We start from the raw sequence: 13,126 nt of genomic DNA on the forward strand, positions 1-13,126 counted from the left end.
ATCCGTTTTATTTTATCATTACTTGACGAGAAAGAAAACCATTTCTCTCTATTTTACAGACATTTTCCTTTAAAAGAGGAACTTTTAAAGTTATTTTATGTATTTCTTTATTTTTTCTTTACTCCGTGCTTTAAAGATGTTTAAAGAGCTGAAATGCACGAAGGCATTTCAGCTCTTATTTTAAGCTTTAGTCTGTTTCAATCAAGCCATATTTGCCATCTTTACGACGGTAAACAATGCTTGTTCCATTTGTTTCAGCATCTTCAAAAATGAAGAAGTTGTGTCCTAACATGTTCATTTGTAAAACAGCTTCTTCACTGTCCATCGGTTTTAATGATAGACGTTTTGTACGAACGATGTCTAATTCTGAAGGTGTTTCTTCTGTTTCTTCACCAACTAAGAAGACAGCGGCTTTTGTATTGTTACGTCCTGTTTCACGAGATTTTCTGTTGATTTTTGTTTTAAATTTACGAATTTGTCGTTCTAATTTATCGACAACCAAATCAATACTTGCGTATAAATCAGGTGACGTTTCTTCAGCTCGTAAAACTAGATAAGGAAGAGGAATAGTAACCTCGACTTTGGCTGTTTTTTCAGTGTACACTTTCAAATTCACGTGAACCGTTGCTTCAGGTGAATCGCTGAAATATCTTTCTAATTTACCGACTTTTTTCTCAACATAGTCTCGAATCGCTTCGGTTACCTCGATATTTTCTCCACGTACATTATATCTAAACATAACAATTACCCCTTTCATCTACCAGTAAAGAAAAGATTAAAGGACCACTCTTTAATTCCCTTCTTCTTAATTTCATTATATCGAATAATCTGGGTTTTGCCAACAAAATAGTCATCAAATTTATGAATTCTTTTCTTTTTATCGCGCGAGAGTAAACGTATTCAAACTTTTAGGATAACAGTCATTGATAACAGCAGCTGCGTGGAAAAGAGTTCGTCCAGTGGTATAGATGTCATCCACCAAAATAACAGAACATTTTTTTAATTTTTTTTGGTTTTCTTTTTGGATGGCAAATGGTTGTTGCAACTGCATCCTTTCCTTTCTAGTTTTCTTAGATTGCGGAACATTTTCCTCTTTTCTAATTAAAAAAGGGCTGTACGGAACATCAGCCGCTTCTAGTAAGCCAATTACTTGGTTGAAGCCTCGTTCTTGCATTCGTTTTTCGGATAAGGGCACCGGAATAATATAGTCCGCAGACTGTTGCTGAAAGTAAAAGTTGATTTCCTCGTTAAAACACATTCTTAAGCGATAGTCTCCTTGAAATTTATAGCGTTCCATCCACTCTTGCATTCCTTCATCATAATGAAACAACGCTGCATTATGAAAAGAATACTCTGGATAAAGCAGCTGCCACCTTTGACAATCAAAACAATAGCGCTCTTGGCTGACGCGACTACAGCCAAAACAAGTGCCTGTCATTGGCAGTTTCTGGAACTTTGCTTGGCAGTGCTGGCAAAGTGAAGGGCTCATCCATTTGTTAAAACGTAAGAGCATTTTTAATGTTATCTCCAAACGAATGGGGCTTGCGCAATTTTTACAATCCATCTAACATCCCTCGTTTACTAGCCAAGCGATTCATTTGCTTTATTTGCCGAATTGCCTCTTTCATGTCTCTTGTTTCCCCATCATGTAAAAATAAAACTTCGCCGTAATTGAATTCTTGTCTTCGATCGACTCGGCCCGCAATTTGGACAAGTGTTGAAGAAGTGAAGACTCGATGATTGGCACCATAAACAATAACTGAGACTGCATCAAAAGTCACACCACGTTCTAAAATGGTTGTAGTGATCAAAATATCCGTTTTCTGCTGACGCATTGCTTGAACTTTTTCCAGGCGAAGCTCATCACTACCATAAACGGCGACAACTTCTTTGTCGGAAAATCGCTCAGCTATTAATGCATGCAATTGGTGAATTAATGAAATGCTTGGGCAAAATAGTAAAACTGAATTACGCACCAATAAACGTTTCAAATGATGTGCAATGATTTTAATATTTTTGCTAGAAAGACGTTGCCACGACTGAACCCAAAATCGGCGTGGCACAGGTAATGGCCTACGATGATATCTTGCTGGCAAAATACTGGCTGCTAACTTCTTTTGCTGTAAAAGCTTCCGCAATTCTTTCGTAGGCGTTGCTGTTAAGTACACCAAACTACTTCTTTTTTTTCGTGCGTTACGCACTCCATAATAAAGATGTTCGTTATTAACAAAAGGAAAAGAGTCGACTTCATCAACGATAAGTAAATCAAACGCTTGATGGAATTTCAATAATTGATGGGTGGTGCAAATCACTAGTTTCGTATAACGATACGATTCTTGACTGTTTCCGTGGAGTAAAGCAATTGCTTCATGAGGAAAAACCGCTTGGATTCTGGGAAACAGTTCTAAGCAAACATCGACACGCGGCGAAGCCAGCGCAATCCGCCCCCCTTCTTGTAAGGTTTGGTGTAAAACAGCAAATAACATTTCTGTTTTGCCTGCACCTGTAACTGCCCACACTAAGCGATTCTCTCTTGCTTTTGCTGTCTCACAAAGTTCAACCGAGATCGCTTGCTGTCCCTTTGTTAATTGTCCAGACCACTCAAAAAAGACAGTTCTTGGGCTATTGGGCCTTTCTGGTAAATGACAAAATTTTTGACAAGAAGTCACACGGCCTAATTGAATGCACGCATGACAGTAGTATACATTTGTCGCCAGTCTGTTTTCTTTTTTGGATACGACTTCCCCGCACCGCTGACATTGAATTGTTAGGGGGGAACGCTCTAACATTGTTGGTAAATAAACCAGTTTTGTCTGTATTGAACGTTCTGTTTCTTCAATAATTATTTTACGTCCATGCAAATCTTCCATGTTAACCACCTCAATTATAAAATACGCATTTCTCTAGCTTTTTTGCGAAAAAGGAAATCTCCCACCGTTATCTTTCTATTCTTATCTAGTCGTTACCTACTAAACAAACTCTTGATACGCTTTATTGTTTACACGAATCTTCCACTTTCGACTTACCTATATGCAGATTTTTTATAACAAATTTATCTACCTTTAAAGAAAAATTAATGTTAAAGTATATCTAGTAATCCAAGCTTTAATTTGAAAAGACTAGAAAGGAGCAAGCTTTATCATGGAAAATATTTTTTTAAAAAGACTAGAATTCAAAGCTTTTGAAGAAGATTCTGTTTTTTCAAAAATTGAAGGGCTGAATAAATTTAATTCACTAAATTTTAAAAAACCTATTACTTTTTTTTCAGGTGAAAATGGAACTGGAAAATCCACTTTATTAGAAGCAATCGCAGTCAACTGGGGATTTAATCCTGAAGGCGGTAGTATTAATTTTAATTTCTCTACAAAAGATACTCACTTGGATTTACATAATTATTTAACTGTTGGAAAAAGTGTAAAGCGTGCTACGGATGGTTTCTTTTTAAGAGCTGAAAGTTTCTACAATGTTGCTACATATGCAGAAAATATAGACTTAGATTTTTCTGAATACGGCGATAAATCCCTACATCATCAATCACACGGCGAAAGTTTTTTGAATCTGGTGAACCATCGGTTTAGAGGAAATGGTCTGTACCTGTTAGATGAACCTGAAGCGGCTCTCTCACCTCAACGCCAACTAGCCTTAATGATATCTATAAAAAAACTAATTGATGAGGGGTCTCAGTTTATTATTGTCTCTCATTCACCTATATTACTTGCAATGCCTGACTCACAAATTATTTCTTTTGATAAAGATAGTCCTTTAGAAATCACGTATGAAGAAAGTATGCCTTATGAAATAACCTCATTATTTTTAAACAATAAAAACAGAATTCTCTCTCATTTATTTGCTGAATAAGTCTGTTATTCGAAATGCTTATGCCATACTATAATGACTCGTATATAAAATATTGTTAATCATTCTTTGAATTACTACTTTCAGACTACGGAAAAAGGCGTTCATTATTCAGAAAATAGATTGTTAAGTATGTTTTTTTAGTATCTAGATTAAAGTAAAAAATTAAAGACAGTTGTCTTTCTCTAGCTCACAGGACTAATTTCGGCTCTATAATTTATGGAACTGATAAACCAGAATGACTGCTTCAGCTCAATTCCAATTAACTAAAGTCATAAAAAAAGACAAGTTGCTTTTTCGAAGATTCTCGAAAAAACAACTTGTTTTTACTCTTTTTTATCTGCTTGTGCTAACAAACCCAAGGCTTGTTCCAGCACTTTTTCCCCGTTCATTAAGCCGTAATCAGACATGCTAATGACATCTGTTGGGATACCTTTTGGTGATAGACGCTTTTCAAAATCACTCTTCATATAACGAACTTGTGGACCTAACAATAACACATCGACTGGATTATTTTCTAAATTTGTTTCTGCTTCCGATGCAGAAGCCGCAAATATATGGGCATCTAAGCCTTGATTAAATGCTGCTTTTTGCATTTTTGTAACAAGTAAACTAGTACTCATTCCTGCGGAGCAAACTAACATAATTGTTTTTTTTGACATTTTAACAGCCCCTTTTACCATTGCCTTTTTCAATTTTCAACATTATCTATTAAAAATATTATAGTGTAAAGTTAATTTTTGTCAATCATTCTTGTTTTTTAAAGCGGATACAATCTTGGTTTAAACGTACCATGCTGATTTCAGTAATTTATTAAATACCACATATTCTTTTTCCAAATTCACTTGAACTACTTGGTAACTCGCATTCAACCAACCATAAGCGCCCTTTTCTGGATGCTTATAATCGTTTGCCCACCAATCGACATCTGTCTTAGCAGTTTTTGGTAAACCAGAATGAGGGAATAACAATTCATCAAACTGGGTAAAGGTCAAGTTAACTTGGGAACCGCCATTCGTTTTCAAATAATGAGTAATTGTATCATATTTTTTCTGTCGTGTATGTACCATTTCCAGCGCCTCCCTTTTCTCTATCATACCTTATTATAACGTTTTTTTCCAAAAAATCTCACAAAAAAGATGAGAGAAAAAGTTGCTATTCAGTTGATTCTTTTTTATACTGACTTTATTACGAGAGAAAAGGATACCCATATGTTAGAAAGCTATATTACAGTCAAACAAGATGGTTTCAGCGAGATTGAAATCAAGAAATCGCGGTTTATCTGTTCTGTAAAGCGCGTAACATCAGAAGAAGAAGCAAAAGCCTTTATCGCCGCAATAAAAAAAGAACATTGGAAAGCCAATCATAATTGTAGTGCTTTTGTGATCGGCGAAAAAAATGACATTCAGCGGAGCAGCGATGACGGCGAACCTAGTGGCACTGCTGGTGTTCCAATGCTGGAAGTCTTAAAGAAAAAAGAGTTAATCAACGTAGTGGCTGTTGTCACTCGTTATTTTGGCGGAATAAAATTAGGCACTGGTGGTTTAATCCGAGCATATAGTCATGCTCTTTCCCACACTTTAGATGAAATTGGTTTAGTCATTGGCAAATTGCAACAAGAGCTATTGATTACGATCGCCTATCCTTTATTAGGAAAAGCCCAAGCCTTTTTGGAACATAGTCCCTACACGCTTAAAGAAACTATTTACACAGAGTCTATTCAGTTAATTTGTTTAGTAGATGAACAAGCAACAGAAACATTTATAGCTGAAATGACGGATCTACTTAACGGTCAGTTGACAATTGAAAAAGGCGCAACGAACTATCACGAACTACCATTTAACGAAAAAGGAGCACAAGCAAATGACATTTGAAGAAGTATTGCCACAGATTAAAGCAGGAAAAAAAGCCGTACGTAAAGGCTGGAGCGGTTTTGAACTTTTTATTGAATTACGTGATGAAATTGGCACCTCCGAAGGTGAATTTTTACAAGTTACCCCGTATTTTTTAATCAAAACTTCTGATGAAGGCTACAGCATGTTTTCACCAACACCCTGTGATGTCTTAGCAGAAGATTGGGTGATTGTTGAAGCATAACTACACGCATAAGGTCTGGCAGATTACGGCGATTGCTCGTTCTTCCAGACCTTAATTTTATAAATGTTTAAAGGAGTTTTTCTTATGCCAAAAGAATTTGAAACAAAACGGGTGCTTGTAACCGGTGCAGCTTCAGGGATTGGCCAAGCACAAGCAATTGCCTTTGCTGAGCAAGGTGCTGAAGTTATTGGCATCGACCTAGACGAAACGGGGTTAAAGCAGACAGCCGCACTGGTTGACCCAGATTCTGCTAAGTCGTTTACTTATTTTGTCGGTGATGTGTCTTCTCCCTCATTTGTGCAAGCCACGATGAAACAAATTGTGAAAAACAACGGCCAAATTGATATTTTATTAAATACGGCAGGTATTTTAGATGATTATCGCCCTTCTCTAGAAACTTCAGAAGCTTTATGGGATCAAATTTTAGCAACCAATTTAAAAAGTGTCTTTTTAGTGACCAATGCCATATTACCTTATTTCCTCCAACAAAAAAAAGGAGTAATCGTTAATATGGCATCTATCGCTGGCTTAGTAGCTGGGGGCGGCGGCGCAGCGTACACTGCCTCCAAACACGCAATCATCGGGTATACAAAACAACTTTCCTACGATTATGCCAAATTAGGCATTCGAGCAAATGCGATTGCGCCAGGTGCCATCCAAACACCCATGAACGCAGCTGATTTTGCAGGAGAAGGTGAAATGGCTGCTTGGGTAGCACGTGAAACACCCGCGGGCCGTTGGGCACAGCCACAAGAGGTAGCAAAACTTTCATTATTTCTAGCTAGTGATGACGCTGATTATATCCATGGCACAGTTATGACCATTGATGGTGGTTGGACCATGAAATAAAAAGACTTTACAGAGTGTCTGTTCTTCAGTAACATGTAACACAGTGAGGCAACTCACACCATAACACTTCAGTTGGCTTTACTGCCCTTCCTTTGGTTATGGTTATCACTAAAACACGTCGTTGTTTTATAAAGGAGAATCTTAAATGAATCATTCATCAAATCCACAAACCAGTACGTGGTCAGCTACGGCGTTGGCTAAAATGGCGCTGGTTACCGCTTTGTATGTCGTTGTCACTGTACTTCTCGCTCCGCTTAGTTTTGGTCCGATACAGCTTCGTCTTGCCGAATTATTTAATTATTTAGGCGTTTTTAACAAGCGATATATCTGGTCCATTACGTTAGGGGTTGCGATTGCCAACACCGCTTCGCCTCTTGGTATCATCGATATAGTCATCGGTAGTGCTGGAACGTGCGCAGTCTTATGGATTGCCTATTTTGCGACAAAAAATCAGCAAAATTTATTGATTAAACTAATGCTGACGGCCATTCTTTTTGCTTTGTCCATGTTCACTGTCGCCGGACCCTTAACGTTCTTTTATCAGTTACCTTTTTGGTACACATGGTTGACCGTTGGACTTGGTGAACTTCTTTCAATGACCGTCGGCGGTATCCTGATTTACGTATTAAATAAAAAAATACAGCTTGTAAAACGCATCGAAGAATAAAAAAGCGCTTGGGATTTAAACCCCAAGCGCTTTTTAGCACTATCCTTTAGGTTGAATGAAGTCTGCTTGCCATTTTCCAAGAGATGGATTGTAATCAAAATACCAAAGTTGTGAAAAATATTGTTTTTGATGCTTGTATCCCGATAAAACACGACCGCTTTGAGTATCTTCCTCGTAGTCAATACAAGAAAAATGAAGCATCAGTGAAAAACTCGTTTCACTAATATGATGATAATTCGAAGCTGGCGCTACTTTCACTTTTTTCACATGATTTCTGATGCCCACTTGTTGATTTGCTTGTAATACTGCAAGATGTTTTTGATAAAGTTTTTCTGTATAGTTATCTTTGACCACAGACAAGTTTTCTTGATCCCACGCTTGTTGTATTTCTAAAAACGTTTGTTGTATTTCTTTTAAGAGTGCCTTTTTTTCTTTTGATGTTCCAGGTAATGCTGCCCACATTTCTTGAAAAGCTCCTTCATCGACTGGTTGATTTCTACGGCGTCTTTGCCAAATCATCGTGCCCCCAAAAAGAACAAAAAACACTGTTGAAATTAAGCCTTCCAGTGGCGTTGTGTTGCTGGTCCCGGTCTCGTTATGATGAACATAACTTCTTGATCCATCACCGCTTGGCGAAAAACCATTCGAGGGATTACCTCCGCTAGGACTTTCTACACGCCCGCCGCCATAGCCACCAGCTACAGCCGCCGCTTGATTAGGCCATAAACAAAAGGCCATGGCACAACCCACAAAAACTAAAATTAACTTTCTCATTTTCTCACCTTTCGACCCCTTCAAATCAACAAATGAATAAATAGACGCAGAATACTAAACAAAGCGCCAAGATTAACAATGATTAATAATACCTTCAGCCATCTGCCATATGGTTGTACTGATTGATAACTTCGTTGATAAATACTCAAGCCAAACAGGACCGCTGGCCACATAAATATACTAGATCTTGGGCCAAACGAATTCCCCTCGCCCCAAAAATTCACATGAATGGGCACATGAGCTGGTAAATCAGGATAAACCACCGCACTTAATAACAGTAAACAGACTGCCAAGACACTTGTAACAATAAACAACCCCTGACTAACTTTTTCAATCTGCTTGTTTCTCATTATCTTAGCTTTCTCCTTTAGTTTAATGATGGATATACTTTCAGTTTATGCCTCCCTATCTGAATTTGCAATAAAAAAAAGACAAGGAAACATTCGATTAAATGTCCTTGCCTCTGTTTTTGAAAATCCTAAATCAAGCCTTTCACACCTATATCTTTTCGGTAGTACATTCCAGGAAATGAGTAATTATCCAATGTTTGATAAACTTTTTTGCGGGCTTCTTCAAGAGTCGAAGCAGTTGCTTCTGCTAAAAAGATTCGTCCGCCAGCCGAAACCAGAGCCTGTTCTGAACGAGTTACCCCTGCATAATAGATGGTTGCACCAGACATTTCTGGCAATGGTAGATTTGTCTTATATTGATTAGGATAGCCTTCTGCTGCTACAACAACACCAACACTCGCTAACTCATTCCATGCAATCGTTGGTTGCTCTTTCACCAGCAATGAAGAAATTATTTCTGAAAGGGGACTCTCTAAACGTGCCAACACAACTTGTGTTTCTGGATCCCCAAATCGAGCATTAAATTCAATAACCTTGGGGCCAGTTGCTGTTTGGATTAAACCAGCATATAAAATCCCTTGAAACGGACGTTTTTCAGCCACCATTCCTTTAGCAGTCGGTTTCAGGACTTGGCTAATGGCTTGCTGAACCGCTTCTTCTGGGACCTGAGGCACTGGTGTATAAGCGCCCATCCCCCCTGTATTCGGACCAGCATCCCCATCGAAAATCCGCTTATGATCTTGAGCAATCACCATCGGATATACCTTCTCATTAGAAACAAAAGCCATTAAGGAAAATTCTTCTCCTTGCAAAAATTCTTCGATTACAACCGTTTGACCGCTTGCTCCAAATTGTTGGTCCTCCATCATCGCAACTAGCGCCCGTTTTGCGGCTGCTTTTGTTTCGGCAACTACTACTCCTTTTCCAGCTGCCAAACCATCTGCCTTAATAACAATTGGTACTCCTTGCTGTTCAATATATTCTAAGGCAGGTGCCAAACGTCGAAAGACCCGATATTCCGCCGTTGGAATCTGGTATTTTTGCATAAAATCTTTCGCAAAACTTTTTGAACCTTCAATTATTGCAGCTGCTTTCGTCGGGCCAAAAATCAGTAATCCCGCTGCTTGAAAGGCATCTACAATTCCTTCAATTAATGGCGTTTCCGGTCCGACGAATGTCCAATCAATCTGATTATCCTTCGCAAATTGAATTAGTTCCGTTTGCTGCTCTTCACCGATAGGTACAGTCCGAATATTATCACCACTCATACCAGGATTACCTGGTGCACAATAAACAGTCTTGACTTTGTCTTCTTGCTGTAATTTTTTGGCGATTGCATGTTCACGACCACCACGCCCAATCACTAATATATTCATCGGTTTCTCCTTTAAAAATTAATGTTTGAAATGACGAGTCCCAGTAAAAATCATCGCAATACCATAATGATTCGCTAGATCGATTGATGCTTGGTCTTTAATGCTCCCGCCTGGCTGAATAATTGCTTGAATGCCATGTTGTGCAGCATATTCCACGCTATCTGCCATGGGGAAAAAGGCATCACTTGCTAAGACGGCCCCTTGTAATTTTCCAGCTGCTTGGGCTTGATCAACTGCAATTTTTACTGAACCAATTCGATTCATTTGACCAGCGCCAATCCCCACCGTTTGGCTTTCATTGGCTAAAACAATAGCGTTTGATTTTACATGCTTGACTGCTTTCCAAGCAAAGTTCAATGCGTCTCTTTCGGCTGGTGTGGGTTGGCGCTCTGTAACAACTTGCCATGCTTGGTCATTTTCAACAACTGTATCCTGTTCTTGAATTAATAACCCGCCCATAACAGAAACTAATTCCACCGCTTTTTTTTCTTGAGCATGAAAATCTAACGTTAACAAACGAAGATTCTTTTTCTGAGATAACAGTGCCAAAGCTTCTTCCTCAAAACTAGGCGCAATAATTATCTCTAAAAAGATTTGATGCATTTCAGCCGCAGTCGCTTGGTCCACTGGACGATTCAAAACAACAATGCCACCAAAAATTGAAACTGGATCTGCTTCAAATGCCTGACGATAGGCTGCCAAAATCGTTTTTCCTGTTCCAATTCCACATGGGTTCATATGTTTAACAGCGACGACCGTAGGTTCTGTAAACTCGCTAGCAATCCGGAGTGCTGCATCAGCATCTCGAATATTGTTATATGACAGTTCTTTGCCATGAAGTTGTCGAGCGGAAGCAATGGATAATGATACAGGTACAACGGATTGATAAAAGGTGGCTTGTTGATGGCTATTTTCGCCATAACGCAATGTTTGCTTACGTTCATAAGTAAGCGTCTGTTTCTCTGGTTCAGTTTCACCCACTTGCGTCGTTAAATAGTCAGCGATAAGCGCGTCATAAGCAGCGGTATGACGAAAGACTTTTGCTGCTAATCTTTTTCTAGTGGCTAACTGGCTAGTTCCAGTGCTGCTAATTTCACTTAATACCTGTTCATAATCACTAGGATCAACCACTGCTGTTACGTCTTGATAATTTTTTGCCGCTGAACGTAACATGCTAGGACCGCCAATATCAATCATTTCAATCGCTTCTGCTTCAGAGATCGCTGGTTTTAAAATTGTTTCTTTAAATGGATAAAGATTCACTACTACAAGGTCAATAAAGTGAATGCCTTGTTCAGTCAGTGCTTTTTGATGCGCTTGGTTTCCCCTTTTTGCCAAAAGTCCGCCATGGATATTCGGATGTAACGTTTTGACACGGCCATCTAACATTTCTGGAAAGCCAGTGATGTCGTCAATAGCAAGTGTCGGTACCCCCGCTTCTTCCAAGACAGTCCTTGTTCCCCCAGTGGAGATAATTTCAAAGCCATTTGCAACTAAGCCTGCTGCAAATGTTGTCACTCCTGTTTTGTCTGAAACGCTAATCAATGCTCTTTTGGTCATTTCATTGTCTCCTTTACAATTTGTGAAATTATTTTTGGGTACCATTCGTGCTCAAGAGCATGAATTTTCTCTGCTAATGTGTCCACTGTATCTTCGGTATCAATCTTGGTGGTTGTTTGGAAAATAATCGGTCCTGTATCAACCCCAGAGTCAACATAATGGATAGTGATTCCTGTTATTTTCACTCCATAATGAAATGCTTCTTCAATTCCGTGAAGACCTGGAAAACTAGGTAACAGAGAAGGATGAATATTGACGATTCTCTTTGGATAAGCCTCCAGTAAAGTCTTGCCGATAATTCTCAAATAACCAGCTAACACGATTAAATCGATCTGATGCTCTTTTAAATGTTTCAATACTTGTTCCTCATATTGCCCACGAGATGAAAAATCAGATGGCGAAAAGCAAACAACGGGAATCTTGCGTTTTTGGGCACGGGTCAATACATAGGCTTCAGGCTGGTCACAAAAGACTAAGCTCAAATGCCCTGCGATTTTTTTTTGGGAAAAAGCTGCAGCAATCGCCTCAAAATTGCTACCATTGCCAGATGCAAAAACAGCTATCTTCATAAGGCTTCCTTAAAAATAACGGCTTTCGTTTTCCTAGGTACCAAACGACCAATTTCAAAAGCTTCTGGCAAAAGCTCCTGAACTTTTTCAACATGCTCTGGACTCACCGCTAAAATCATCCCTAAGCCCATATTGAAAATTTCATACATTTCTTCAGGTGGAATTTCACCGTATTTTTGAATCAATTTAAAAATTGGTAGCACTGGCCAACTATTTAATTGAATCTCTGCAGCTAATGCGGAAGAAAACATTCTTGGTAGATTTTCTAAAAACCCGCCGCCAGTAATATGCGCAGCCCCATGCACGAGTCCTGCTTTTAACAATGGCAATAATTCCTTCACATAAATTTTTGTTGGTGTTAATAATTCTTCCCCTAACGTTTTGGGTGCCAATTCTGGAAGCTTGTCCGTTGTTTTAAACGAATGTTTCTTAAAAAAAATATTTCTTACTAAAGAGTAACCATTAGAATGAAGACCACTTGAAGGAAGACCAATCAAGAAATCGCCTTCTTTTACGTTACTTGGAGTCAAGAGTTGACTTTTCTCAGCAATACCCACGGCAAAACCAGCCACGTCATAAGCATCTGCTTCATACATATCAGGCATTTCAGCTGTTTCGCCCCCAATTAAGGCTGCATTCGCCTCACAACAGCCAGCCGCAACACCCGCAACAATTGCTTCAACTTTAGCTGGATTAACGGTCCCTAACGCTAAATAATCTAAAAAATATAACGGTTCGGCGCCTTGTGCGACGACATCATTGACACACATTGCTACACAATCAATTCCGATTGTCTCGTGTTTCTGTTCTTCAATTGCCAAGAGTAACTTTGTGCCTACGCCATCCGTTCCTGATACCAAAACTGGTTCTTTAAGCTTGTAACTACTTAAATCAAAACAACCACCAAAACCACCAAGCATGCCCAACGTTCCCGTCCGTTGTGTTTTTTGGCTATGCTTTTGAATTCGTTCTACTACTTCGTATCCCGCCTCAACATTTACACCAGCTTTTGAATAGGCATTTTCCATG

General features: G+C 38.9%; 16 protein-coding genes. 5 read left to right on the top strand and 11 right to left on the bottom strand.

Features of this window, described 5'->3' with window-relative positions:
• Positions 1-187: 187 nt before the first annotated feature.
• From raiA to KQI94_RS00780, 3 genes are all read right to left on the bottom strand, one after another.
• Positions 188-739, bottom strand: a complete 552-nt coding sequence (gene raiA, locus KQI94_RS00770) for a ribosome-associated translation inhibitor RaiA (protein ID WP_002357293.1) — start codon at positions 737-739, stop codon at positions 188-190.
• A 138-nt stretch (positions 740-877) separates the two neighbouring features.
• Complete coding sequence (locus tag KQI94_RS00775; RefSeq protein ID WP_002369291.1) at positions 878-1,564, bottom strand: phosphoribosyltransferase family protein; 687 nt, start codon at positions 1,562-1,564, stop codon at positions 878-880.
• Positions 1,554-2,870 carry a DEAD/DEAH box helicase gene (locus tag KQI94_RS00780; protein WP_002382399.1) on the bottom strand — a complete coding sequence of 439 codons (1,317 nt, stop codon included), beginning with the start codon at positions 2,868-2,870 and terminating at the stop codon, positions 1,554-1,556. The genes KQI94_RS00775 and KQI94_RS00780 overlap by 11 nt, the downstream gene beginning before the upstream one ends.
• Positions 2,871-3,141: 271 nt before the next feature.
• On the opposite strand from KQI94_RS00780, the gene KQI94_RS00785 reads away from it, so the two are divergent.
• On the top strand, positions 3,142-3,858 hold the full coding sequence (locus KQI94_RS00785) for an AAA family ATPase (protein WP_002369289.1): 717 nt from the start codon (positions 3,142-3,144) through the stop codon (positions 3,856-3,858).
• A 323-nt stretch (positions 3,859-4,181) separates the two neighbouring features.
• Here KQI94_RS00785 and KQI94_RS00790 read toward each other — a convergent pair whose 3' ends face one another.
• Positions 4,182-4,517, bottom strand: a complete 336-nt coding sequence (locus KQI94_RS00790; protein WP_002360150.1) for a PTS sugar transporter subunit IIB — start codon at positions 4,515-4,517, stop codon at positions 4,182-4,184.
• Between the two features lie 120 nt (positions 4,518-4,637).
• A complete protein-coding gene (locus KQI94_RS00795) occupies positions 4,638-4,925 on the bottom strand; it encodes a hypothetical protein (protein WP_033591436.1) in 288 nt (95 codons plus the stop codon).
• A gap of 141 nt (positions 4,926-5,066) precedes the next feature.
• Here KQI94_RS00795 and KQI94_RS00800 point away from each other — a divergent pair, with 141 nt between their 5' ends.
• From KQI94_RS00800 to KQI94_RS00815, 4 genes are all read left to right on the top strand, one after another.
• Positions 5,067-5,729 (top strand): YigZ family protein, encoded by a 663-nt coding sequence (locus tag KQI94_RS00800; RefSeq protein ID WP_002369284.1) that lies wholly within the window; start codon positions 5,067-5,069, stop codon positions 5,727-5,729.
• Positions 5,719-5,952 (top strand): DUF2829 domain-containing protein, encoded by a 234-nt coding sequence (locus KQI94_RS00805; RefSeq protein WP_002357284.1) that lies wholly within the window; start codon positions 5,719-5,721, stop codon positions 5,950-5,952. The genes KQI94_RS00800 and KQI94_RS00805 overlap by 11 nt, the downstream gene beginning before the upstream one ends.
• Before the next feature lie 63 nt (positions 5,953-6,015).
• Complete coding sequence (locus KQI94_RS00810) at positions 6,016-6,801, top strand: 3-oxoacyl-ACP reductase (RefSeq protein WP_002382402.1); 786 nt, start codon at positions 6,016-6,018, stop codon at positions 6,799-6,801.
• 145 nt (positions 6,802-6,946) lie between these two features.
• Entirely contained in the window at positions 6,947-7,468 is a 522-nt protein-coding gene (locus KQI94_RS00815) for a QueT transporter family protein (RefSeq protein WP_002385866.1), read from the top strand.
• 39 nt (positions 7,469-7,507) lie between these two features.
• Here the strand turns inward: KQI94_RS00815 and KQI94_RS00820 are convergent, their stop codons facing one another.
• The 6 genes from KQI94_RS00820 to purM all read right to left on the bottom strand — a co-directional run bounded on the left by KQI94_RS00820 (position 7,508) and on the right by purM (position 13,125).
• The gene (locus KQI94_RS00820) at positions 7,508-8,242 is read right to left on the bottom strand and encodes a TIM44-like domain-containing protein (RefSeq protein ID WP_002369281.1); all 735 of its coding nucleotides are present in this window, start codon (positions 8,240-8,242) and stop codon (positions 7,508-7,510) included.
• A gap of 20 nt (positions 8,243-8,262) precedes the next feature.
• A complete protein-coding gene (locus KQI94_RS00825) occupies positions 8,263-8,592 on the bottom strand; it encodes a DUF1648 domain-containing protein (protein WP_002369279.1) in 330 nt (109 codons plus the stop codon).
• Positions 8,593-8,720: 128 nt separating this feature from the next.
• Positions 8,721-9,968 carry a phosphoribosylamine--glycine ligase gene (gene purD / locus KQI94_RS00830; RefSeq protein WP_002369278.1) on the bottom strand — a complete coding sequence of 416 codons (1,248 nt, stop codon included), beginning with the start codon at positions 9,966-9,968 and terminating at the stop codon, positions 8,721-8,723.
• Between the two features lie 18 nt (positions 9,969-9,986).
• A complete protein-coding gene (gene purH, locus KQI94_RS00835; protein WP_010706668.1) occupies positions 9,987-11,528 on the bottom strand; it encodes a bifunctional phosphoribosylaminoimidazolecarboxamide formyltransferase/IMP cyclohydrolase in 1,542 nt (513 codons plus the stop codon).
• Positions 11,525-12,097 carry a phosphoribosylglycinamide formyltransferase gene (gene purN, locus KQI94_RS00840; RefSeq protein WP_002369276.1) on the bottom strand — a complete coding sequence of 191 codons (573 nt, stop codon included), beginning with the start codon at positions 12,095-12,097 and terminating at the stop codon, positions 11,525-11,527. The genes purH and purN overlap by 4 nt, the downstream gene beginning before the upstream one ends.
• Positions 12,094-13,125 carry a phosphoribosylformylglycinamidine cyclo-ligase gene (gene purM / locus KQI94_RS00845; RefSeq protein ID WP_002369275.1) on the bottom strand — a complete coding sequence of 344 codons (1,032 nt, stop codon included), beginning with the start codon at positions 13,123-13,125 and terminating at the stop codon, positions 12,094-12,096. Before purM ends, purN begins: the two co-directional genes overlap by 4 nt.
• Position 13,126 lies beyond the last annotated feature (1 nt).

Source organism: Enterococcus sp. S183_ASV_20 (genome assembly GCF_018919685.1).
GTDB lineage: Bacteria > Bacillota > Bacilli > Lactobacillales > Enterococcaceae > Enterococcus > Enterococcus faecalis.